Source organism: Luteimonas composti (genome assembly GCF_042678665.1).
GTDB classification, from domain to species: Bacteria; Pseudomonadota; Gammaproteobacteria; order Xanthomonadales; family Xanthomonadaceae; genus Luteimonas; species Luteimonas composti.
Genome location: NZ_JBHTKU010000002.1, coordinates 262,206 through 284,045 on the forward strand (window position 1 = coordinate 262,206; position 21,840 = coordinate 284,045).

Below are 21,840 nucleotides of genomic sequence, written 5' to 3' on the forward strand. Positions count from 1 at the left end.
CCTGCTCGCGGCACAGGCCGGGATGCCGGCCTTCGCAGGCGTTCCAGGGTTCCGGAAAAAATGGGCCCGGACACATCCGGGCCCACCGGGAGGACGGCGTCGTGCGGGAGTGCCGTCAGAACTGGACGCGCAGGGTGGTCAGGAAGCGGCGGCCCGAGCGGTACACGCCGCGGGTCAGGCGCTCGGTATCGGCATAGCTGTGGTAGGCCTCGTCGAGCAGGTTCATCGCGTCGAAGTTGAGGCTGACGCTGTCGTTGAAGCGGTAGCCCAGCGACAGGTCCATCGACGTATACGGACGCACCCACAGGTTGTCGCCGCGATCGACATTGGTGAAGTACTCCGAGCGCCAGGAGGTGCTGAGGCGCGCGCTGAAGCGCTCGTTCTCGAAGTACGGGCTGATGTTGATCTGGTTCTCGGAGTTGTACGGCATCGGGTCGCCGGAGCTGGATTCGGCGTCGGCGTAGGTGTAGTTGGCGATGATGCCGAAGCCGGCGGCGATCTGCTGCTGCCAAGCCACGCTGAAGCCCTGGATCTTCGCGGTGCCGGCGTTGTCGGGCCGCGCCACTTCGTAGGTCGTGACCTCGTTGCGCGACTGGTTGAAGTGCTGCTCGGGGCGGGTGGTGGTGAGGATGTAGTTGTCGACGTCCTTGTAGAACACCGTGCCGGCCAGGATCGCGTCCTCGCTGAAGTACCACTCCGCGGAGAGGTCGAGGTTGGTCGACTCGTAGGGATCGAGTTCGGGGTTGCCGCCGCCGCCGGTCAAGGTCTGGTCGCCCAGCCACAGGTAGCTCGACATGTCGCTGTAGTTGGGCCGTGCGATCACCTTGGCTGCCGAGAAGCGCAACACCGCGTCGCTACCCAGGTCGTAGGCCACATTGAGGTTGGGCAGGGTGTTGTTGTACTTCTTCGACACCACCGCCGGCGCGTAGCCATCCGCCGGGCAGGGCGGCGGCGCGTCGGTGCGCACGCACTGCCAGCTGTGGCTCTCGGTCTCGGTCTGCACGTGGCGCAGGCCGATGTTGCCGCGCAGGCCGTTCCAGCTGAAGTCGGCTTGCACGTAGGCGGCATTGATGTCCTCGACAATGCGCCAGGTGTTGGCCGCGAACGAGGGGTCGTTGAAGGTGCTGGGTTCGGGCATGGTCTGCCACGGCGCCAGCCAGTCGCCGCTGAGGATGTAGTCGGCCAGCGCCCAGCCGTCGATGGTGAAGCGGTTGGACAGGTCGCCGTAGCCGGAGAAACCGCTCAGGTAGTTCCCCGGCACGCGCTGCGGGTTGAACATGTCGGCGGTGGCGTCGCCGTAGCCGGCGACCGAGGCCAGCGAGACGCCGCCCATCTTCTGCTCGGTCTCGTGCTCGCGGCGCTTGGCGCCGAAGCGCAGCAGGTACACCGGCGAGTCGAGTTCGATGCCGAAGTCGAGTTGGCCGTAGGTCTCCTCGTCCCAGGTCGGCTTGAACACGATGTTGCCGCCCCAGCCGGGGTTCCACGACGGCGGCGGCTGGGTGGGATCGGCGCCCCAGCCTCCGTCCATGCGGAACGCGGACGGATCGGTGAAGGGATTGGCCCCGTGGTAGGTCAGGCGGCCCGGCTGGGAGGGCGCGGCGCTGATGTCGTAGCTGTAGTCGGCCCAGTTGAGGAACTCGCCGAACACCTGCTGGTCGGTGCCGCCGGTGGCTTCGGTGGTGCCGACGTGGGCCGAGGCGAACCAGCGCTCGCCGCTCCACCTGGCCTTCAGGTCGTAGGATTCGGTCTCCACCGTCGACTTGCGGTTCTGCAGGTCGAACACCGACAGCGCGTTGCGGAAGGTGCCGCGGGTGATCACGCCATCCTCGATGGTCACGTCGGTCAGCCGCATCAGGCTGTTCCACGCGTTGCCCATGAAAGCGAACATCGACTGGTTGATGTTGTCGTAGCTGGCGTCGATCTTGAGCGCGTTGAACTCCAGGTCGAGCTGTTCGACCGGCTGGAACTGAAGCGCCAGCGAGTAGCTGTTGCGCTCGCGCTGCTGCTCGAAGAACGAGGCGCTGAGCGAGTTCGGTCCGCGCGCGTCGAGGTTGGCCTCGAGGGTGGCGGCGCAGGCGCCCACGCAGGATGGCGGCAGGGTGGGCTGCGAGCCGTCCGGGTTGGGTGGCTGCGACCAGTCCGCCGGCGGATTGTTGACCGAGCCGCCGCCGCCCTGGCCATCGCGGTAGTCGCGTGCGGAGACGCTGCCGTAGGCCTCGATGCCGTCGCGGCGGATGGTTTCGTCCAGGCGCTGCGCCGAGGCGATGACGCCGAAGGTGCCGCCGGCGTTCTTCCAGCCCAGCATCAGCGAGCCCTGCGGCTTGCCGTCCTCGTCGCGGTCGTTGTACAGGTAGCCGAGCTGGCCGCCCACCACCAGGCCGTCCTCCAGGTCGAGCGGGCGGCGCGTCTCCACGATCACGGTGCCGCCGATCGAGCCTTCGTCGATGTGCGCCTCGGGCGACTTGTACACCGTCACCTTGCCGACGATCTGCGGCGCGAGCAGCGAATAGTTGAAGGTGCGGCTGGGGTGGTCGAGGATGAACCAGTCGGCCGATGCCACCGACTGGCCGTTGAGCAGGGTGCGGTTGAGCGCCGGGTCGGTGCCGAGGATGCTCACGCGCTCGCCCTGGCCGAACAGGCGGTCGATGGTGACGCCCGGGATCATGGTGATCGCCTCGGCCACGTTGGTCGACGGGAACTTGCCCACGTCCTCGGCGGTGACCACGTCGACGATCGCGTCCGCGTTGCGCTTGGTGTCCAGCGCCTGCTGCAGGCTGGCGCGGATGCCGGTGACGACGATGCGGTCGAGGTCGGTCGCCTCGTCGGAACTGGAGCGGGTGTCCTGCGCGCTGGCCTGCGCGGTGACCCCGAGGCACACGGCGATGGCGGCCGACAGCATGGAAGTGCGGTACTTCATGGCGATCTCTCCCTTCGAAGATGGCTGAGGCTGTGGCCGGCGGGGGTCTCCGGCGGCCCGTGGCGGTGGACTGCGTCCGCGCAGGACGCATGGCGGGTCAGGTCGGGGGGGCGTCCATGCGGTGTGTCGGGTCGCGATGCCGGCCGAGGTACCAGCTGGCGGCGCCGACGACGCCGAGCTGGCCGTGTTCGACCAGGGTCACGGGCACGTGCAGCAGCGATTCGCGCATCGGTCCCTTGTCCAGGAACCGCGGCACGAAGCTGCTGCGCGCGAGGAAGTCGCGGATCTGGGGCAGGATTCCGCCGGCCAGCTGCACGCCGCCGTGCGCGCCGTAGAGCAGGACCATGTCGCCGACGGCACTGCCGAGCAGTCCGCAGAACAGGTCCAGGGTGTCGTGCGCCAGCGCGTCGTCCTCGGCCGCCCCGCTGATCGCGTCGGGCGAGGCCTGCGTGGGGGCCACTCCGCGCGTCCGGGCGAGGGCGTGGTGCAGGCGCAGCAGCCCCGGCCCCGACAGCGCGTGCTCGTTGGGGACGTGGCGCTGCTCGCGCATGAATTCGCGCAGCACCGCCATCTCCAGGTCGGTCGAGGCGGTCAGTGCCGCCTGTCCGGCCTCGGTCGCCAGCACGTGCACCTGGCCGTCGCGGCCGGGAATGCGGACCGCGGCGCCGAGGCCGGTGCCGGGGCCGACCACCAGTACCGGACCGGGCATCGCCACCTCCGGCCCCGAGAGCCGCAACAGCGCGTGCCGGTCGGTGGCCGCACCTGCGTGGGCGAGCGCTTCGAAATCGTTGACCACCAGCAATTCGTCCAGGCCCAGCGCGTCGCGGATCCGCGACGGCATCACCGGCCACGGCAGGTTGACCGACAGCAGCGAGCCGTCGCCGCGCAGGTGGCCGGCGCTGGCGACCACGACGCGCCGGATCCCCACGGCCTCCTCCACGTCATGGAAATAGGCCTCAAGCACCTCGCGCAGTCCGGCGTGGTCGGCGCAGGCGTACTTGCGGTAATGCCGCACCGTATCCGGCGCGTGCAGGTCCACCAGCCCCAGGCGGACATGGGTTCCGCCCACGTCTGCGGCGAGCAGCAGTCCGGCCCCAACTGGTGCGGCGGGACTGGTAGGCAGGGGACGGCTGCGGGCTCCCACGAACACTCCTGGCGACGACTGCGTGCGGAGCCAGTGTGCGGTTGGTGACAACGATGTCAAGCCTCGGTCGGAAAGCGCGCCGAAGCTGGGCTGGCTGGACACCATGGGTGGAACGACCGCCGTACAAAGTGCTGGAAACGCGCTACATGTGACGATAATTCGAGGTGGATGTCCCGCGATGCCGTGTCCTTGTCGCAATGTCCCATGCTGCAGGACAGCACCGACATGCGCGCGCTACGCAACGGGGCGGGCGGGCGCGCGCTGGCATCTGGACACAAACTATGACAACGTTAGTCACCGAGATCGGGAGCAGGACACGGGAATCGCACGATGGCTGTGAACGACGAGCAGGGCGCTCCGCGCAAGCCGACGATCCGCACGGTGGCCGAGCGCGCCGGGGTATCGCTCAAGACCGTCTCGCGGGTCATCAACAACGAGCCGGCGGTACTGCCGGCGACCCGGGCGCGCGTGCTGCAGGCGATCGCCGAGCTGGACTACGAGCCCGACCCGTCGGCACGCAACCTGCGCAGCGCCAGCGCGTACGTGATTGGCCTGGTCTACGACAACCCCAATCCGTACCACATCATCGGCCTGCAGAACGGCGTGCTCTCGGCCTGCCGCGAGACCGGGTTCGGCCTGCAGATCCATCCCTGCGACGCGAGCTCGCCGCTCCTCGCCGACGAACTGGTCGAACTGGTGCAGCGCTCGCGCCTGGCGGGACTGGTGCTGACCGCGCCGATCTCCGAGCGCAGCGAGCTGATCGCGGCGCTGGAGCAGGCCGGCGTGCGCGCCACGCGCATCATCGCGGCGGCGGAGGATCCGCAGGACGGCCATCCCTGCGTCTACGTCGACGACCGCGACGCGGCCTACGAGATCACCGAACACCTGATCCAGCTCGGCCACCAGCGCATCGGCTTCCTGTGGGGCGGCCAGGAGCATCGCTCGAGTTCCGAGCGCTACCTGGGCTATGAGCAGGCGCTGAAGGATTACGGCATCGCCCTGGACAAGCACCTGGTGATCCCGGGCGACTACACCTTCGACGACGGCTTCCGCGGCGCGCGCCGGCTGCTGGCGCTGCGCGAACCGCCAACCGCGATCTTCGGATCCAACGACGAGATCGCCGCTGGCGTGCTCGCCGCGGCCAAGTCGGCGGGCATGAACGTGCCCTACGACCTGTCGATCGCAGGCTTCGAGGACAGCCCGTTCTCGCGCCAGTCCTGGCCGGCGCTGACCACGGCCAAGCAGGCCACCGAAGAGATCGCGCGCCATGCCGCGCGCATGCTCATCGCCGGCCTGCGCCAGGATGCGGCGGTGCCGTCCAACCAGGCGTTCGTACCGCAGCTGGTGGTGCGCGGGTCCACCGCACCGCGGCGACCGCGCGCGCAGCCCGCGCCGGCGGCGGCGGAAGAGGCATGAGTGCGGCACCGGCAACGCATCCGGGGGCGGAAGCGACCTGGATGTTCCGTGAAGCCGCGCAGGCCGCCGACGTGGTCGGCGCGCAGCTGGCCGCCAACCGCGGGCCGCTGGCCACGCTCGCGGCCGACCTGCGGCGCCGGCCGCCGGCGTTCGTGGCCACCTGCGCGCGCGGCAGCTCCGACCACGCGGCGACCTTCGGCAAGGCATTGATCGAGACGCGGCTGGGCCTGGTCACCGCTTCGGTCTCGCCCTCGGTGGGCTCGGTGTACGGCGTGCGCCAGCAGCTGGGCGACGCGCTGTTCATCGCGATCTCGCAATCCGGTCGCAGCCCCGACCTGCTGCTCAATGCCGAGGCCGCGCGCGAGGCGGGCGCGCGGGTGGTCGCGCTGGTGAACGTCGCCGATTCGCCGCTGGCGGCCCTGGCCGACGTCGTGGTGCCGCTGCATGCCGGGCCCGAACGCAGCGTGGCGGCGACCAAGAGCTACCTGGCCTCGCTCTCGGCCCTGCTGCAGCTGGTGTCGGCCTGGGACGCCGAGCCGGCGCTGGCGGACGCGCTCGATGCGCTTCCCGATGCGCTGCGCGCGGCGTGGAACTGCGACTGGGCGCCGGCGCGCGAGGGCCTGCGCCAGGCGCGCAACCTGTTCGTGCTCGGCCGCGGGCCGGGACTGGGCGCGGCCCAGGAGCTGGCGCTCAAGTTCAAGGAAACCTGTGGATTGCACGCCGAGGCCTACAGCGCGGCCGAAGTGAGGCACGGTCCGATGGCGCTGGTCGGCGCCGGGTTTCCGGTGCTCATGCTCGCCCAGCCCGACGACACCGGGCCCGGGACGCGCGCGCTCGCCGACGAGCTGCGCGCACGCGGCGCCAGCGTATGGCTGACCGACGCGGGCGGCGACGCCGACCTGCCGCTGCCGGCGGCGCCGCATCCGGCCTTCGCGCCCCTGCTGCAGGTGCAGGCGTTCTACCGGATGGCCAACGCGCTGTCGCTGGCGCGCGGCTTCGATCCGGACATGCCCCCGCACCTGAACAAGGTCACCGAGACGATCTAGATGACGTCGTCGGCGTGCTTCGATATCCACGCGCGCCGCGCCCTCGAACGCGGCGCCCCGACGATTCCAGCCTGCACCGGAGGGCCAACGCGATGACATCCACCACCGCCCTGGTCAACGGCCGCGTATTGCTCGACGAGGGCTTCCGCGACGACGTCGCCGTGCTGCTGTCGGCGGGGCGGGTGCAGGCCGTGGTCGAGGCGGGCGATGCGCGCGTGCGCGACGCCGCGCGCGTCGACCTGGCCGGCGGATCGCTGCTGCCGGGCTTCATCGATGCGCAGGTCAATGGCGGTGGCGGCGTGCTGCTCAACAACACGCCGACGGTCGAAGGCATCCGCGCCATCGCCGCGGCGCATCGGCGCCACGGCACCACGGGACTGCTCCCGACCCTGATCAGCGACCGCGCCGACACCATGCGCGAAGCGATCGGCGCGGTGCGCGACGCCATTGCCCGGGGCGTGCCCGGGGTGCTCGGCATCCACCTCGAAGGGCCCTACCTCGCTGCCGAGCGCAAGGGCACGCACGACGCGTCGGTGTTCCGCGTGCCCGATGCCGGCGAACTGGAGCTGGTCACGTCGCTGTCCGGCGGCGTCACCCTGGTGACGCTGGCGCCCGAGCAGGTGCCGCCCGACGCCATCCGTGCCCTGGTCGCGCGCGGCGCCATCGTCGCGGCGGGGCACACCGCGGCCAGCCATGCGCAGGTGCGCGCCGGGCTCGAAGCCGGGGTGCGTGGCTTCACCCATCTCTACAACGCGATGTCGCCATTGACCGCGCGCGAGCCGGGCGTGGTGGGCGCGGCACTGGAGGATCGCGACAGCTGGTGCGGCTTGATCGTCGACGGCGTGCACGTGCATCCGGCCAGCCTGCGCGTCGCGCTGGCGGCCAAGCCGCGCGGCAAGCTGTTCCTGGTCACCGACGCGATGCCGATGGTCGGCGCGGACAGGCCGTCGTTCGAGCTCTACGGCGAAACCATCACCGCGGTCGACGGCGTGGTGCGCAATGCGGCCGGCGCGCTCGCGGGGTCGGCGCTCGACATGGCCAGCGCGGTGCGCAACTGCGTGCGCCTGCTCGACCTGCCGCTGGCCGAGGCGGCACGCATGGCCTCGCGCTACCCGGCCGAATTCCTGGGCCTCGCGGCCACCCGCGGCCGCATCGCCGCCGGGATGGACGCCGATCTCGTGTTGCTGGACGACGCGCTCGAGGTGCGCGCGACCTGGATCGGCGGCGACATGGAGCGGTACGCGGCGTGAGCGGCGCGGTCCGCTTCCGATCGGTCGATGCGCTGCGTGGCCTGACGGTCGCGGCGATGCTGCTGGTCAACACGCCGGGCGACTGGGGCCACGTGTACGCGCCGCTGCTGCACGCGGACTGGCACGGCTGCACGCCCACCGACCTGGTGTTCCCGTTCTTCCTGTTCGTGGTCGGGGTGTCGATCGCGCTCGGCGTCGTGCCGCGCGCCGCGCAGGGCGCCGACCTGCACACGCTGCACCGTGCGATCCTCGCGCGCGGGCTGCGCATCGTCGGCCTCGGACTGCTGCTGCACCTGGCGATGTGGTGGGCCTACGACCTGCCGCACTACCGGCCGTGGGGCGTCCTGCAGCGGATCGGCCTGTGCTTCCTGCTGGCCGCGCCGATCGCGATCCACCTCGGCGCGCGCGCGCAGTGGGCGCTGGTCGCGACCCTGCTGTTGGGCTGGTGGGCACTGCTGGCGCCGGACGGCTACGCCGAATTCCGGAATCTCGCCGACCGGATCGATACCGCGCTGTTCGCGCCCCATCTGTACCGCTACGACGCGGCGACCGGGCTGGGCCGCGATCCGGAGGGCCTGCTGACTACCCTGCCCGCGCTCGCCACCGTCCTGCTGGGCGTGCGGATGGGGACGTGGCTGCGCTGCGGCCAGCGGCGACGGCTGCCGCTGGCGGCCCTGGCCATGCTCGCGGCCGGGGCGCTGTGGTCGCTGGTGATGCCGCTCAACAAGGCGCTGTGGACCTCGTCCTACGTGTTGTGGAGCGCCGGCTGGGCGACGCTGGCGCTGTGGCTGCTGCACGTGCTGGTCGATCGCAGGGGCTGGCCGGCCCTCGGGCGCAGCTTCGGCGTCAACGCCATCACCGCCTATGCGGGTTCGGCGCTGCTGGTCTGCGCGCTGGTCGCAGCCGGCGTCTGGGGCGACCTGTACCAGGCCGGCTTCGCCGCCTGGATGACGCCGCTCGCCGGACCCTACCTGCCATCGCTGGCGTTCGCGCTGGCCTTCGTCGCACTGTGGTGGGGCGTCGTGCACTGGATGGACCGGCGCGGCTGGCACCTGAAGGTCTGAGCAACGCGAAGTGGCGGCGCCCGCACCCGTGCTCCCGGTTCACCGCTCGATCACGGCAGGCGACGCCACACTCGCGCCATGCCTTCCCGCCTCCGTCCGGCACGCCGCCGCGCCCTGACCCCCGCCGAGCGCGACGCGATCGAGGCCGGGCTGCGCTACGTCAGCGATACCGCGCCCGGCATCAGCCGCCAGCGCCGCGGCCGCGGCTTCTGCTACCGCGATCCCGATGGCGCGGTGGTGCGCGACCCGGACACCCTCCAGCGCATCCGTTCGCTCGCCATCCCGCCGGCCTATCGCCAGGTCTGGATCTGCGCTTCGCCGCTCGGCCACCTGCAGGCCACCGGCCGCGATGCGCGCGGGCGCAAGCAGTACCGCTACCACCCCGACTGGCGGCCGCTGCGCGACGCCAACAAGTTCGACCGCATCGTTGCCTTCGGTCACGCGCTGCCCAGGCTGCGCCGGCGCGTGCGCGCCGACCTGGCGCTGCCGGGATTGCCGCGCGAGAAGGTGCTGGCCGGCGTGGTCGCGATCATGGCCTGCACCCTGATCCGCGTGGGCAACGACTGCTACGCGCGCGAGAACGGCTCGTTCGGCCTGACAACGCTGCGCACGCGCCACGCCCGCTTCCTCGGCCGGGAGCTGCGCCTGCAGTTCAACGGCAAGGGCGGGCGCGCGCACGAGGCGGGCATCCAGGACATGCGGCTGCTGCGGCTGGTGCGTGCCATGCACGAGCTGCCGGGACAGCGCCTGTTCCAGTACCGCGACGAGGCGGGCGAGCTGGTGCCGGTGGAATCGAGCGACGTCAACGCCTACCTGCGCGACTGCATGGGCGCTTCGTTCACCGCCAAGGACTTCCGCACCTGGGGCGCGACCGAGGCCGCGTTCCGGCAGCTGGCGGCGATTCCCGCCGACGCCGCGACCTCGGACACCGCCGCCGCAGGCATCTGCCGCGACGTAGTCACGGCGGTCGCGGCGATGCTCGGCAACACGCCGACGGTGTGCCGCAAGAGCTACGTCGATCCGCGCGTGTTCGAGGGCTGGCGCGACGGCAGCCTGCATCGTCGCGCGGCGCGTGCGCGCGGCCCGCGGCAATGGGAGGCTGCGCTGCTGGGCTTCCTGTCGCGGTCCTCGCGCGGCGGCGCGGGCGGCCGTCAGCGTTCGACCGCGCTGCGGACCACGTAACGGTTGCGGCCGCCGGCCTTGGCCTCGTACAGCGCCTCGTCCGCGGCCTTGAACAGCTGCGGCATCGTCAGCGGCGTGCGCAGCGCCGCGATCGCGCCGCAGCTGATCGTCAGCCGCCCGGTGGGCGAGCCGCCGTGCGGGATCGCCAGCGCTTCGATCGCGGCCATGAACTTCTCCATCAGCGGCACCGGATCGGGCGTGTCGGGAAGGACCACCGCGAATTCCTCGCCGCCGTAGCGCGCCACCAGGTCGGAGTGCCGCGCGGTGTCGCGCAGGGCGGCGGCGACGCGGCGCAGCGCGGCATCGCCGGCGGGATGGCCGTACAGGTCGTTGTACTGCTTGAAGTGGTCGATATCCACCAGCGCGATGCACAGGCCCTGCCCGTGCGCACGACTGTGCGCGTCGAGCCGCGGCAGCTCGGCATCCAGGTGCCGGCGGTTGGCGATGCCGGTCAGCGGGTCCTTCAGCACCTCCAGCGCCAGGCTCACCTTTTCCTGCAGCAGTTCGCGGTTGGCCTCGCGCAGCGCCAGCTCCGCGCGCATGCTGTCGGTGATGTCGGCCACATAGCCCACCGCGCGGGTCGGCACGCCGTCGCGGTGCTCGACCGCGGCCAGCGACCGCAGCCAGCGGATCTCGCCGTCGGGACGCATGCTCCGGAAGATGATCGAATAGTCGTCGCCTCGCGCCAGCAGGTCGGCGGCGCGCTCGTTCACGTCGGTCGCGCGGTCGACGTCCTCGGGATGGATGAACGGGCGGAAGTCGGCCAGCGTGGTCACCGGCCGCGCCGGGTCGCGTCCCATGATCCGGTGCCAGGACGCGTCGCAATGCAGCCGGTCGGCGGCGATGTCGTAATCCCAGATGCCGAGCCCGCCGACCCGTGCGGCGATCGAAAGCCGTTCCTGGCTCTCGCGCAACGACCGCTCGGCCGCGCGCTCGGCGGTGACCTCGCGCGAGACGCAGAGATGCCGCGGATCTCGCCCGATGCGTCCTGCAGCGGCGTGAGCAGGTTGTCCCACAGCTGGACCTGGCCATCGGGCATCACGCTGCGCCCGGCGAAGCGCGCGCTGGCGCCCGCGCGCGCCCGCGCCAGCGCCTGTTCGCCCGCCTCGCGCACATCCTCGGCCAGCAGCGGCAGCCACGGCATGCCGAACCCGGAGTCTTCCGGCACGCCCAGCGCCAGACAGCCGGCGCGGTTGAGGTGCTGGAGGTTGCCGTCCAGGTCGATCAGCTCGATGCAGTCGATGCTCACGTTGAGCATGTCGGCCTGGATCGCGTGGCGGCTGCGCAGGCGCTCCTCGCGCTGGCGCAGCGCATGGATGTCGGTGGCGGTGCACACGCGCGTGCCATGGGGCGGGCAGCAGTGGACGGCGAGCAGGTGCCAGCGTGGCGTGCCGTCGGTGCCGACGATCCGGCATTCGATCCGCGTGTCGGCGTCGCCGGCCGCGAGCCAGGCCTGCACACGCGCGCAGTCGTGCCCGTGCAGCAGCTGCGGCCACTGCACCGTTCCGGCCTGTGGATCCCGTAGCGCGCACCAGGCGGCGTTGGCGGATCCGATCGTGCCGTCGTCCCGCAGCAGGCAGGCCGGCAGTCCGATCAGTGCGATCGCGTCGGCGAGGGCGGATGCGGGTGCAGTCGCGGCGGGCGTGGAGGAGGAAGGGGTCATGTCGACTCCGCAGTCATGGGTCCGCGACTGGGCGTTCGCGGAAAAGACGGGTGGAACTATCGCCAGCGGCGGTGACGCGCGGCGTGGCGGCCATTCCAGTTTCGTCGCCGCCAGGGGCTGCGATTGCCGCCGCCGGCGCGCTCCCGGTGGTGGAACGCGCCGCGTCCACCGCGTCGCCGGCTGGACGGGAGCCGGTCGCCGGCGGCGGCAGACAGCGCGGGCCCGGCACCGCCGACGCCCGGCTGCACCGGGCGGGTGCCGTGCCTTGGGGCGCCACGCAAGGCGCGTGGACGCGGCCGGTCCGGGCTGGGCAGGCGCGCCGCCCAGCGCCGGCCACGGAGCCTGTCTTCCGTGCGCCTGCCGGATGGTTGCCTGTTGCCATCTCCCGCCCCCCTTTTGCCAGCACGACCCGACGACTGCGGCATGGCGGCACCGGCAAGCGTCCGGCGCGGCCGACTGCGATGCCCCGCTACGGGGGAGGCCCCGTTTCGGGCTGCGTCGAGGCGGCGCGCGCCATGCCGATCGCGCGGATACGCGCCTTGCGCAGCGCTTCGCCGATCCGGGGTCCTTCCATTCCATCGCGCACGACGTCGCGCGCGCCGACCGCGAGCGCTGCCGCGTGCAGGCGCTGCAGTTCCGCGGCCTGGGGATAGGGCCGGTCCTGCAAGCCTTCGCGCCCGCGCTTGTCGGCTTCGCAGACGATGGCCAGGCGCGCGATGCGCGCCGGCTTGCGGAACGCGTCGCAGCGCTGCAGCAGGTCGTGCACGGTGGCATCGCGCAGTTCGGCCAGCCGGTGCACGTTGAGGTGTTCGCGGCAGGCCATCACCGCCAGCTCGCGATGCTCGGACGGCACCTTGAGGCGCTCGCACAGGCCGCGCAGCGGCGCCAGGCCCGCCTGCTCGTGGCCGATATGGCGCGGCAGCGCGTCGGCCGGCGTCAGCGCCTTGCCCAGGTCGTGGGTGAGCGCGGCGAAGCCGACCACGGCATCGCCCGGGGCCAGCGTCGCGGCCATGTCGCTGACCAGTTCCTGGTGGCGTCCGGTATCGACCTCGGGATGGAATTCCGCGCGCTGCGGCACGCCGTACAGCGCGTCGACCTCCGGCAGGACGACCGCCAGCGCATCGGCCTCGCGCAACGTGCGCAGGAAGGCCGAAGGCTGCGCGGCGGACAGCGCCTTGCACAACTCCTGCCAGACGCGCTCGGGCACCAGGTCGGCGAGTTCGCCGCTGGCCGCCATGGCCCGCATCAGCGCCATGGTTTCCGCCGCGACGCGAAAACCCAGCGGCGCGAGCCGCGCCATGAAGCGGGCCGCGCGCAGCACCCGCAGCGGATCCTCGACGAAGGCCGGACCGACGTGTCGCAGCACGCGCGCCTCGATGTCGCGCGCGCCGCCGAACGGATCGACCAGGCGTCCCTGGCCATCCTGCGCGATCGCGTTGATGGTGAAGTCGCGCCGGCCCAGGTCCTCTTCCAGCGTCACCGACGGGTCGGCGTGCACCACGAAGCCGCGGTAGCCGCGACCGCTCTTGCGCTCGGTCCTGGCCAGCGCATGTTCCTCTGCCGTCTGCGGGTGCAGGAACACGGGGAAATCGCGGCCCACCGGGCGGAAACCGGCGGCGAGCATCGCTTCCGGCGTCTGCCCGACCACGACCCAGTCGCGGTCGCCCGGCGGCAGCCCGAGCAGCCGGTCGCGCACCGCACCGCCGACCAGGTAGGTCTGCACCGCCTTCGCCTCAGCCCAGCACCCGCGCGCTCAGCAGCCCCAGCAGCGCCTTCGCATCGACCTTGCGGCCGAAGGTCTTGCTGACCGGTGCCGGCTGGCCCGAGATCCACAGCCGCAGCTCCGAATCCATGTCGAAACTGCCGGCGTTCTCCACCGAGAAGCTGACGATGCTGCGGTAGGGAACGCACAGGGTCTCGACCTTGCTGCCGGTCAGTCCCTGCTTGTTGACCAGGATCAGGCGACGGCTGGTGAACACGAACAGGTCGCGGAACAGGACGAAGGCGCGCTCCACCCGTTCGCCTTCGATCAGCAGCGGCGCCAGCTCGGCCGCGACCTTGTCGACCGGCGCCTCGCTGGCGTTGCCAAGCAGTGCATCGAGCAGGCCCATGGGCATTCTCCGTCGAGGAAGTCGCGCCAGCTTAGCCGCTCGCGCTCAGCCCGTCGCAGGCGCGGGGCAGGCGAAGGCCTTGCGCGCGGTGCCGTTCCCGCCGCGCATTCTCTCGCTGACCGGGCGCGCCTTGCCGTACATGCGCCAGTCGTAGAGCACGCTGAAGGCGAGGATGCGGGCCACGTACTCGCGCGTCTCGCGATAGCTGATGGTCTCGATCCAGAGGTCCGGGTCCATCGCCGGGCGCTGCGAGAGCCAGCGCGAAGTCGGGGTCGGGCCGGCGTTGTAGGCGGCGATGGCGACGTAGGGCCTGGCGTACATCTCCTCCTTCTCGCGCAGGTAGGCGGTGCCGATGGCGATGTTGGTCGCGGGATCGTAGAGGTCGCCGGCACCGTTCCAGGGCAGTCCCAGTCGCCGCGCCACGGCCGCGCCGGTGGCCGGCATCACCTGCATCAGTCCGCGCGCATCGGCCGGCGAACGCGCGCGCGGGTTGAAGGTGCTTTCCGCCCGGATCTCGGCGGCGACCCAGGCCGGGTCGAGTCCGTTCTTCTTCGCCTCGCGCTGGATGATGTCGGCGTGGTGGATCGGGAAGCGCAGCGTGTACAGCCGGGTCTCGCCGGGCCCCTTCAGGTCGAACACGGCGCGGTCGAACCAGCCGTGCTGCTGCGCGACTTCCACCGCGATGCGGCGCTGGACGTCGTCGAAGCGCGAGAGCGCGTCGCGCCATTCGCGGATCGCCCAGCCGCTGCGGTCGGCGCGGTACAGCGCCAGCGCCCGCACCAGCGCCGGATCGGCCGCCACCGCCGTGCGCTGCGCCTCGCTCCAGTCCGGCATCCATGGGCACAGCGCGTAGGGCTGGCCGAGCCGGTCGGCGGCGAGGAAACCATGGAATTCGGGCTGGCGCGCCGCCCTGGCGAACAGCGCCCGCGCGCCGGCGCTGTCGCCGGTGAGTTCGCGCATGCGCGCCTCGAACCACTGCCAGCGCGCGCCGCCGCGCTGCGCGGGGGGCATCCTTTCCAGCGCGGCCAGGGCTGCGCGCCAGTCCGAACGCGCCATCGCCTCGCGCACGCGCCATTCGTGCAGGCGCTCGTCGTAGGCCGACTCCGGCACCAGGGCCAGCAGCCGCGCCGAATCGGGCAGGTAGGAGGCGACCGTCCACAGCGCGGCCTGGTACAGCACGCGTCCGCGCTCGGTCTCGCCGAACTCCAGCGCCGAGGCGATCGCCGGCAACCGCGCTTCGGCGCCCAGGGGATCGCTCTTGGCGAAGCGGGCCAGGCCGTGCGAAGCGATCAGCCGGCTGCGCGCGGTCTTCGGCCAGGACAGCGCGCGCTCGTGCGGAGCGGCGAAGAAGGCGATGTAGTCGTTGGCCAGGGCCTGCTGGTCGGCCGGCAGCCCGCGCGCGGCGGCGCGCATGACATCGGGCTCCCATTCGGCGGCGGCCAGCTCGATGCGTTCCCAGCGCAGCGTCTCGCCGAGGCCGCCACTGGCGGCCAGCGCGGCGAACACCGGATCGCATTCGTTGGGCAGCGACTTGCCGCTGCTGCGCCAGGCCGCCTGCGCATCGGCGGTCCACTTCGCATCCGCCGCGCCGGTTCGGCGGCGCGCGTCGAGCTCGGCGCAGCGCAGCGCCGGACTGGCGACGGCCGGCGACCAGGCCGCGCGGTAGCCCGCCCAGTCCTGGCGCTTGATGAGGGCCCGCAGCCAGGCCTCGCGGAACACCTCGGCCACCGCCTCGCCACGGTAGCGGGTGAGGAACGCCTGCGCCTCGCTGGCCGGCAGCGTGTCGACGTTGCGCCGCAGGCGCGCCATCTCCACCCAGCGCTGCGCCGGGTGGTCGGGCGCCAGCGCGGAGCCGGGCAGTCCGCGTTCGGCCGCCTCGATGGCGGCGCGCAGCGGCGCGCCGTCTTCGACCACCCGGAGCTGCTGGGCGATGGCGGCCGGGGTGGACAGCAGTGCGGCCGCGGCAAGTAGGATGGCGAGCTTTCCGTGCATCCATCGACTATAGCCAAGGCCCGATGAACATCTTTTCAGACAGCGTGGTACCGGGAACGGGCGCATGATCGAGGGCTGGTGGGTGTTTCCCCTGCTGGGCCTGGCCGCGGGCGTGCTGGCCGGCCTGCTCGGGATCGGCGGCGGCCTGGTGCTGATCGGCGCGCTGGTCTGGCTGCTGCCGGTCTACGGCATTCCGGAGTCCGCGGCGATGCACGCCGCGCTGGCCAGTTCGCTGGCCAGCATCGTGCTCACCGCATCCTCGTCGGCGCGCTCGCACCATCGCCGCGGCAGCGTGCTGTGGCCGACCGTGGCCTGGATGGTGCCGGGGCTGGTGCTCGGCGGCTGGCTGGGCAGCCTGGTCGCGGTGGCACTGCAGGGCGAGGTGCTGCGCTGGTGCGTGGCGCTGTACTGCTTCGTGGTCGCCGCGCAGGTGGCCTTCGGCGGCCCGCGCGGCGGCGCCGGGCAGCCGGGCCTGGCCCCGGTCGGCTGGCCGATGACGGCGGCCGGCGGCGGCATCGGCGCGATTTCCGCGGTGGTCGGCATCGGCGGCGGCTCGATGACCGTGCCGCTGCTGGTCTGGCGCGGCGTGGTGCCGGTGCGCGCCGTGGGCACGTCCTCGGCCTGCGGCATCTTCATCGGCCTGGCCAGCGCCGCGGGCTATGCGGTGCACGCGCCCGCGGGCGCGCTGCCGGCGCATGCGGTGGGCTACGTCTACCTGCCCGCGGCGATCGGCATCGCGTTCGCCTCGGTGCTGGCCGCGCCGCTGGGCACGCGGCTGGCGCACGCGATCAGCGGCACCGCGCTCAAGCGCGTGTTCGCGGTGTTCATGGTGCTGGTCGGGATCAGCGTGCTGCTCTAGCGGCTCAGTCGCGGCCGACCGCGTCCTCGGCGTGGCGCAGGAAATCGCTGACGTACCACACGCCGTCGCGCCGTTCGAGGTTGACCACCGTGTCGATCGGCGTGCCCGCCAGCGCGTACTGCATGCGCACGCGCGCCACGTCGCCGGTCTGCGACTGCAGCTGCAGGTCCATGGCCGCCAGGTCGGCGTCCAGGTCGAAACCGTAGGACACCAGCACCCGTTTGCCGGTCGCCACCACCCTGGACATGCGGCGCAGCGACTCCTCCATGCCCGTATCGGCGAAGGCCTGTTCGCTGTCGAGCCCGGCCTCGCGCGCGGCCGCGGTCATCGCGGCGATGGCGGCGCTCGCGCGCTCGCGGTCGCCGATCGGCGCGCCCGCGGCCCAGGCGCCGAACGCCTGCACCAGCTGCGGATAGTGCTCGCGCTCGGAGACGCTGAACTCGCCCTGCTGCAGGATGTACTGCACGGTGAACAGGGTCAGGAACTCCGCCGCGGCGCCGAGGCTGGCGCCGGCCAGCTGGCGGTCGAATCCGCGCTGCAGGTTCTGCTCGGCGTCCTCCGCCGACAGCGCGGCCATGCCGCGCGGGATGTGGCGCGCGAACGGCAGCTGGTCCAGCGGCCAGCGGGTGCGGCCCTCGGTCCAGGCCACCTGCAGGCGCTGGTGCACGGCCGGCGTCACCGCGTGCCGGGCGAAGGCGTCCAGGTCGCTCGCCCGCAGGTCGTCGGTCAACCGGCGCACGGCCTCTGCCGGCGTGGCGGGGGCCGCCGTCGTGGTGTCTTCCGGCGCGGGTCGCTGGCAGGCCGCCAGCATCGCCAGCAGCGCGCACAGCAGCGCGATCGTGCGAGTCCCCATTGCGGCCCCTTTCCCCTCGTGGCGCCGGAATCTTGGCCGCTGCGGCGGAGCGGGGCAACCGCGCAGGCCGCGAAACGGGCCGCGGTCGGCGCTTTCCGGCACGCGGATGTGGACAGCGGCCCCGCTACAGGTCGCGCACCACCCAGCCCGCGGGCATGTCCACCTGGCCGGCGTCGATCGCCGCCTGGGCCACGGCGGCGGGCGGCATGCCGGCCCGCCAAGCGCGGGCGATGGCGGCCAGCCGGTCGCGGGTGGCCCGCGTATAGGCGCCCTCCAGCTCGTTCTGGGCGTCGGCGGCCAGCTTCTGCGGATAGAGCGTGGCCGCCTCGGCGCTGTGGTTGAGCAGGTCCACCAGCAGGGCCAGGTGGCGGCGGAAGGCCTCGGCGCCCAGGGTGGTGCGCTGGGTGCGCTGCAGGTGCCAGACCACGAGGTACTCGACCGGCCCCAGCATCCGCCGCGGCGAGCTGCCGAAGAAGCCGCCCGACAGCGCGCCGGCGCTCATGCCGGTCACGTTCTCCGGCAACCGCGTGGCGCCCCAGGAGCTCAGGGCGCCGCCGGGAAGGTCGGAGCGGCGCAGCGCGGTGGCCACCGTGTCGGCGAGCAGGCGCTTGGCCTCGCCATCGTCGCTCTCGGCGACCACGCCCAGCAGGCGCAGGAACATCGGGTAGTGGTCTTCCCCGAGCCGGCGCGACAGGCGTTTGAGCACCGCCAGCCGGTATTCGGGGTCGTCGTGCGCGGCGAGCGCGGAGACGAGGCGGGCGGCCGCGTCGCGCAGCTGCCCTGGCAAGGGGGCCTGGACGTTCACCGCGCCATTATCGGCCAGCGCGCCGCGTGCGGACGGCTCAGAGCGAGGCGAGGATGCCGTCGACCCCGGCGTTGGCGGCCTCGGCGCGGTCCATCCCGGCCAGGCGGCCGGAGAAGTCCGCATCGCGTCCCAGGGTGCGCGGCGCATCGACGCCGTCCCAGGCCGACAGCGCCAGCACCGACTCGCCCGGATCGACCAGGGCCGCGGCCGCCGGCGCGTCGGCTGCGGCGGGTGCGGTCTCGCCACGCAGCAGCTCGAGGTGGCGGGCCTCGTCGAGCGAGACCTGCCCGGCCGGCGGGAAGCCGGTCGTGCCGAAGCCTGGAGGCGTGGAACCGATGCTGCTCATGGACGGGGCGGTCGAAGGGCCTGGAGCCGCTATTGGCGGCGACGCACACACTGTAGCCAGCCTGTCATCCGCGTGCACCTCGGGCCGACCCTAGGCCCAGGGAGGGCCGGCGGGCGCCGTTCATGTGCCTCCGGCGCCTCCACGGCTTGGCCCGGCACGCGTGCTAGCCTCGGCCGCGTTGACGAGCCACGGGACCTCGCATGGCCGACAAGGACCAGGGCGCGGACAAGACCGAAAAGCCGACCCCGAAGAAAATCCGCGACGCGCGCAAGGAAGGCAACGTCGCGCGCAGCAAGGAGCTCACCGGCACCGTGCTGCTGCTGGGCTGGGTCGCGCTGGGTGGCCTGCTCGCCTCGTTCATCTACGGGCGCCTGGCCGGCCTGTTCGACCAGAGCCTGCAGGCGGTGGGCCAGCCCTTCCACGAGGCGCTGCCGCGACTGGGCCAGCTGGCCTTCGAGACCCTGCTGTGGATCTGCCTGCCGCTGCTGGTGATGGTGCTGGCGCTGGGCGTGGTGATCGAGTTCCTGCAGGTCGGGCCGCTGCTGTCGGTGAAGAAGATCACGCCGAAGATGGACAAGATGAATCCGGTCGAGGGCATCAAGCGGATGTTCTCGATGGACAACCTGGTCGAGCTGGTGAAGTCGGTGCTCAAGTGCGCGGCGCTGATCGGCATCGGCTACATCGTGCTGCGCGGGATGATGGAGTGGCTGCTCAAGCTGCCCTACGCGCCGCCCTCGGCGATGGCCGCGGCGTTCTGGCACGGGGTGAAGTGGATCGCGGTGTGGACGATCGCGGTGTTCTTCTTCGTGTCGGCGCTGGACGTGTGGTACCAGAAGTTCTCCTACACCCGGAAGCTGCGCATGAGCCGGCGCGACATCCGCCAGGAGCTCAAGGAGAACGAGGGCGATCCGTACGTGAAGCAGCGGCGCCGGCAGTTGCACCAGGAGTGGGCGCAGCAGAACATGCTCAACTCCGTGCGCAAGTCCAACGTCGTCGTGACCAACCCGACCCACATCGCGATCGCGCTGCAGTACGAGCCGGGCGAAACCGAGCTGCCGGTGGTGGTGGCCAAGGGCGAGGGCGCGTTCGCCGAACTGATCAAGAAGACCGCCGAGGAAGAAGGCATCCCGATCCTGCAGAACGTGCCGCTGGCGCGCGGCCTCAACGAGCAGGTGGAACTGGACGACTACATTTCCAGCGAATTCTTCGACGCAGTGGCCGAGGTCCTGCACTGGGCCGAGGGCGTGCGCCGCGAGCGCGGCGACGAGGTGGAGACGGTCTACCGCGAGCCCGAGCCGGAATGAACCCGGGCGGCGCGGTCACTTGACCCGCCGCTTCTCCAGCTTGCGCGCCAGCGTGCGCCGGTGCATGCCGAGCTGGCGCGCGGCTTCGGAGATATTGAAATCCGCCGCCGCCAGCGCCTCGTGGATGTGTTCCCACTCCAGGGTCTTGATCGAGGTCTGGCGCCGGGTCAATTCGATCTCCGCGTCGCCGCCCTCGCGCGCGAACGCGGCCTCGATATCGTCGGTATTGGAGGGTTTGGCCAGGTAATGGTGGGCGCCGAGCTTGATCGCCTCCACCGCGGTGGCGATGCTGGCGTAGCCGGTGAGCACCACGATCAGCATGTCGGCGTCGTGCGCGTGCAGCGCCTTGACGCAGGCCAGTCCGGAACTGCCGCCGGCCAGCTTGAGGTCGACCACCGCATGGGTGGGCGAGAACTCCCTGAGCACCCGCGCCAGGCCGTCGAGGCTGGTGGCGCTGCGCACCTCGTAGCCGCGGCGCTCGAACGAACGCACCAGGGTGCGCGCGAACGCGGCGTCGTCCTCGACGACCAGCAGGCGGCGGGATTCAGTGTTCATCATCATCCTGTTCCAGCGACAGCGCCCGGAGCGGCAGGGTGACCGTCACCGTGGCGCCGCCGGCGGGGGGGTTGTCGGCCACAATGGTACCGCCGAGCGCACGCGCCACGTTGAGGGCCAGGAACAGCCCCAGTCCGCGGCCGGGCGCGTCCTTGCTGGAGTTGTAGGGCTTGCCCAGGCGTTCCAGGATCGCGGGGGCGAAACCGGGACCGTCGTCGGCCACGCGCAGCAGCAGCTGGCCGTCGCCGGTGGACGCCTCCAGCGTCACGCGCGAGCGCGAGGCTTCGAGCGCGTTGTCGAGCACGTTCCACAGCATCTGCTGCAGCCCCGCGTCGGAGACGATGGCGAACTCGTCCTCCACCAGGTCGCGGTACTCGAAGCCGCGGACCACGCGGCTGCCCTGCCATTCGGCGACCAGGCCGTCGAGGAAGGCGCGGAGCGTGGTGCCGCGCGGCGCTTCGGCGCGGGTCTCGCCGGCCGAGGCGAGGATGCCCGAGACGATGGCCTTGCAGCGCAGCACCTGCGCCTGCATCTCCGACACGTCCTGCAGCAGCTCGGGGTCGGACTGGAACTGCGGCAGGTGGCGCCAGTCGCCCAGGATCACCGCCATGGTCGCCAGCGGCGTGCCGAGTTCGTGCGCCGCGCCCGAGGCCAGCAGGCCCATGCGCACGATGTGTTCCTCCTCGGCCGCGCGCTGGCGCAGCGCCGCCAGCCGGGCGTCGCGCGCGCGCACGATCCTGCCGATGCGGGTGACGAAGCCCACCAGCAGGGTCGCGATCAGGACGAAGCACAGCAGCAGGCCGAGCACGTAGTGGTCGGGCATGTCGCGGCCGCCGCGCGCGGGCAGGCTGACCGGCCCCGGGAACAGCGCAAGCGCGACGATGCAGGCGGTGGTCAGCCCGACGATCATCCAGCTCGACCAGCCGCGCAACAGCACCGCCGCGACGCCGACCTGCAGCAGGTAGAGCGGCGCGAAGGGATTGGTGATGCCGCCGCTGAGGTACAGCTGCACGGTCAGCGCCGCCACGTCGACCACCAGGCCGAACATCAGCGCGGCATTGGTGACCCGCTCGCGTCCGCGCCAGCGCAGCATCGAGGCCAGGTTGAACACGGCAAGGATCGCCAGCACCGCCAGCATCGGCAGCAGCGGCAGGGCGATGTCGAGCCCGAAGTGCACCAGCGAGATGGTCAGCAGCTGGCCCACCACGGCGATCCAGCGCAGTTCGACCAGCTGGCGCATGCTGTTGACGCCGGCGCTCTGGCCGTCGTCGTGCGCATGGCGGGCGGCGGCGATGGAGGACAGGGGCTGCGGCATGGCGGCACACCCTAGCAT

Annotated in this window: 19 protein-coding genes; 7 read left to right on the forward strand and 12 right to left on the reverse strand. The window is 71.9% G+C overall.

What is annotated here, in order from left to right; genetic code table 11:
* Positions 1-115: 115 nt before the first annotated feature.
* Together ACFQ2D_RS05860 and ACFQ2D_RS05865 are read right to left on the reverse strand one after the other, a co-directional pair.
* The gene (locus tag ACFQ2D_RS05860; RefSeq protein WP_280943827.1) at positions 116-2,917 is read right to left on the reverse strand and encodes a TonB-dependent receptor; all 2,802 of its coding nucleotides are present in this window, start codon (positions 2,915-2,917) and stop codon (positions 116-118) included.
* 97 nt (positions 2,918-3,014) lie between these two features.
* A complete protein-coding gene (locus ACFQ2D_RS05865) occupies positions 3,015-4,061 on the reverse strand; it encodes a glucokinase (protein WP_386795563.1) in 1,047 nt (348 codons plus the stop codon).
* Positions 4,062-4,391: 330 nt separating this feature from the next.
* Between ACFQ2D_RS05865 and ACFQ2D_RS05870 the strand changes: the two genes are divergently transcribed.
* The 5 genes from ACFQ2D_RS05870 (at position 4,392) to ACFQ2D_RS05890 (ending at position 10,019) form a co-directional block, all read left to right on the forward strand.
* On the forward strand, positions 4,392-5,477 hold the full coding sequence (locus tag ACFQ2D_RS05870) for a LacI family DNA-binding transcriptional regulator (protein ID WP_280943828.1): 1,086 nt from the start codon (positions 4,392-4,394) through the stop codon (positions 5,475-5,477).
* Positions 5,474-6,523, forward strand: a complete 1,050-nt coding sequence (locus tag ACFQ2D_RS05875; protein ID WP_280943829.1) for an SIS domain-containing protein — start codon at positions 5,474-5,476, stop codon at positions 6,521-6,523. Before ACFQ2D_RS05870 ends, ACFQ2D_RS05875 begins: the two co-directional genes overlap by 4 nt.
* 92 nt (positions 6,524-6,615) lie before the next feature.
* Positions 6,616-7,773, forward strand: a complete 1,158-nt coding sequence (gene nagA, locus ACFQ2D_RS05880) for an N-acetylglucosamine-6-phosphate deacetylase (RefSeq protein ID WP_280943830.1) — start codon at positions 6,616-6,618, stop codon at positions 7,771-7,773.
* A complete protein-coding gene (locus ACFQ2D_RS05885) occupies positions 7,770-8,837 on the forward strand; it encodes an acyltransferase family protein (protein WP_280943831.1) in 1,068 nt (355 codons plus the stop codon). The genes nagA and ACFQ2D_RS05885 overlap by 4 nt, the downstream gene beginning before the upstream one ends.
* Before the next feature lie 78 nt (positions 8,838-8,915).
* Positions 8,916-10,019 carry a DNA topoisomerase IB gene (locus ACFQ2D_RS05890; RefSeq protein ID WP_280943832.1) on the forward strand — a complete coding sequence of 368 codons (1,104 nt, stop codon included), beginning with the start codon at positions 8,916-8,918 and terminating at the stop codon, positions 10,017-10,019.
* On the opposite strand, the gene ACFQ2D_RS05895 is transcribed toward ACFQ2D_RS05890, so the two are convergent.
* The 5 genes from ACFQ2D_RS05895 to ACFQ2D_RS05915 form a co-directional block, all read right to left on the reverse strand.
* Positions 9,989-10,819, reverse strand: a complete 831-nt coding sequence (locus tag ACFQ2D_RS05895) for a GGDEF domain-containing protein (RefSeq protein ID WP_280943833.1) — start codon at positions 10,817-10,819, stop codon at positions 9,989-9,991. The genes ACFQ2D_RS05890 and ACFQ2D_RS05895 overlap by 31 nt on opposite strands.
* The gene (locus ACFQ2D_RS05900; protein ID WP_280943834.1) at positions 10,792-11,682 is read right to left on the reverse strand and encodes a PAS domain-containing protein; all 891 of its coding nucleotides are present in this window, start codon (positions 11,680-11,682) and stop codon (positions 10,792-10,794) included. The genes ACFQ2D_RS05895 and ACFQ2D_RS05900 overlap by 28 nt, the downstream gene beginning before the upstream one ends.
* A gap of 469 nt (positions 11,683-12,151) precedes the next feature.
* Positions 12,152-13,405, reverse strand: coding sequence for a multifunctional CCA addition/repair protein (locus tag ACFQ2D_RS05905; protein WP_280943835.1), 1,254 nt, complete (start codon positions 13,403-13,405; stop codon positions 12,152-12,154).
* 10 nt (positions 13,406-13,415) lie between these two features.
* Entirely contained in the window at positions 13,416-13,793 is a 378-nt protein-coding gene (locus ACFQ2D_RS05910; protein ID WP_280943836.1) for a PH domain-containing protein, read from the reverse strand.
* Positions 13,794-13,838: 45 nt separating this feature from the next.
* The gene (locus tag ACFQ2D_RS05915; RefSeq protein WP_280943837.1) at positions 13,839-15,785 is read right to left on the reverse strand and encodes a lytic transglycosylase domain-containing protein; all 1,947 of its coding nucleotides are present in this window, start codon (positions 15,783-15,785) and stop codon (positions 13,839-13,841) included.
* A gap of 64 nt (positions 15,786-15,849) precedes the next feature.
* Here ACFQ2D_RS05915 and ACFQ2D_RS05920 point away from each other — a divergent pair, with 64 nt between their 5' ends.
* Entirely contained in the window at positions 15,850-16,644 is a 795-nt protein-coding gene (locus tag ACFQ2D_RS05920; protein ID WP_280943838.1) for a sulfite exporter TauE/SafE family protein, read from the forward strand.
* Positions 16,645-16,648: 4 nt separating this feature from the next.
* Here ACFQ2D_RS05920 and ACFQ2D_RS05925 read toward each other — a convergent pair whose 3' ends face one another.
* The 3 genes from ACFQ2D_RS05925 to ACFQ2D_RS05935 all read right to left on the reverse strand — a co-directional run bounded on the left by ACFQ2D_RS05925 (position 16,649) and on the right by ACFQ2D_RS05935 (position 18,648).
* Positions 16,649-17,497: a hypothetical protein gene (locus tag ACFQ2D_RS05925; protein ID WP_280943839.1), complete on the reverse strand. Its 849-nt coding sequence runs from the start codon at positions 17,495-17,497 to the stop codon at positions 16,649-16,651.
* 124 nt (positions 17,498-17,621) lie between these two features.
* Complete coding sequence (locus ACFQ2D_RS05930) at positions 17,622-18,302, reverse strand: hypothetical protein (protein ID WP_280943840.1); 681 nt, start codon at positions 18,300-18,302, stop codon at positions 17,622-17,624.
* A 37-nt stretch (positions 18,303-18,339) separates the two neighbouring features.
* Complete coding sequence (locus ACFQ2D_RS05935; protein ID WP_280943841.1) at positions 18,340-18,648, reverse strand: hypothetical protein; 309 nt, start codon at positions 18,646-18,648, stop codon at positions 18,340-18,342.
* Positions 18,649-18,848: 200 nt separating this feature from the next.
* On the opposite strand from ACFQ2D_RS05935, the gene sctU reads away from it, so the two are divergent.
* Positions 18,849-19,952, forward strand: a complete 1,104-nt coding sequence (gene sctU / locus ACFQ2D_RS05940) for a type III secretion system export apparatus subunit SctU (protein ID WP_280943842.1) — start codon at positions 18,849-18,851, stop codon at positions 19,950-19,952.
* A gap of 15 nt (positions 19,953-19,967) precedes the next feature.
* On the opposite strand, the gene ACFQ2D_RS05945 is transcribed toward sctU, so the two are convergent.
* Together ACFQ2D_RS05945 and ACFQ2D_RS05950 are read right to left on the reverse strand one after the other, a co-directional pair.
* Positions 19,968-20,507 carry a response regulator transcription factor gene (locus ACFQ2D_RS05945; RefSeq protein ID WP_280943843.1) on the reverse strand — a complete coding sequence of 180 codons (540 nt, stop codon included), beginning with the start codon at positions 20,505-20,507 and terminating at the stop codon, positions 19,968-19,970.
* On the reverse strand, positions 20,497-21,822 hold the full coding sequence (locus ACFQ2D_RS05950; protein WP_280943844.1) for an ATP-binding protein: 1,326 nt from the start codon (positions 21,820-21,822) through the stop codon (positions 20,497-20,499). Before ACFQ2D_RS05950 ends, ACFQ2D_RS05945 begins: the two co-directional genes overlap by 11 nt.
* Positions 21,823-21,840 lie beyond the last annotated feature (18 nt).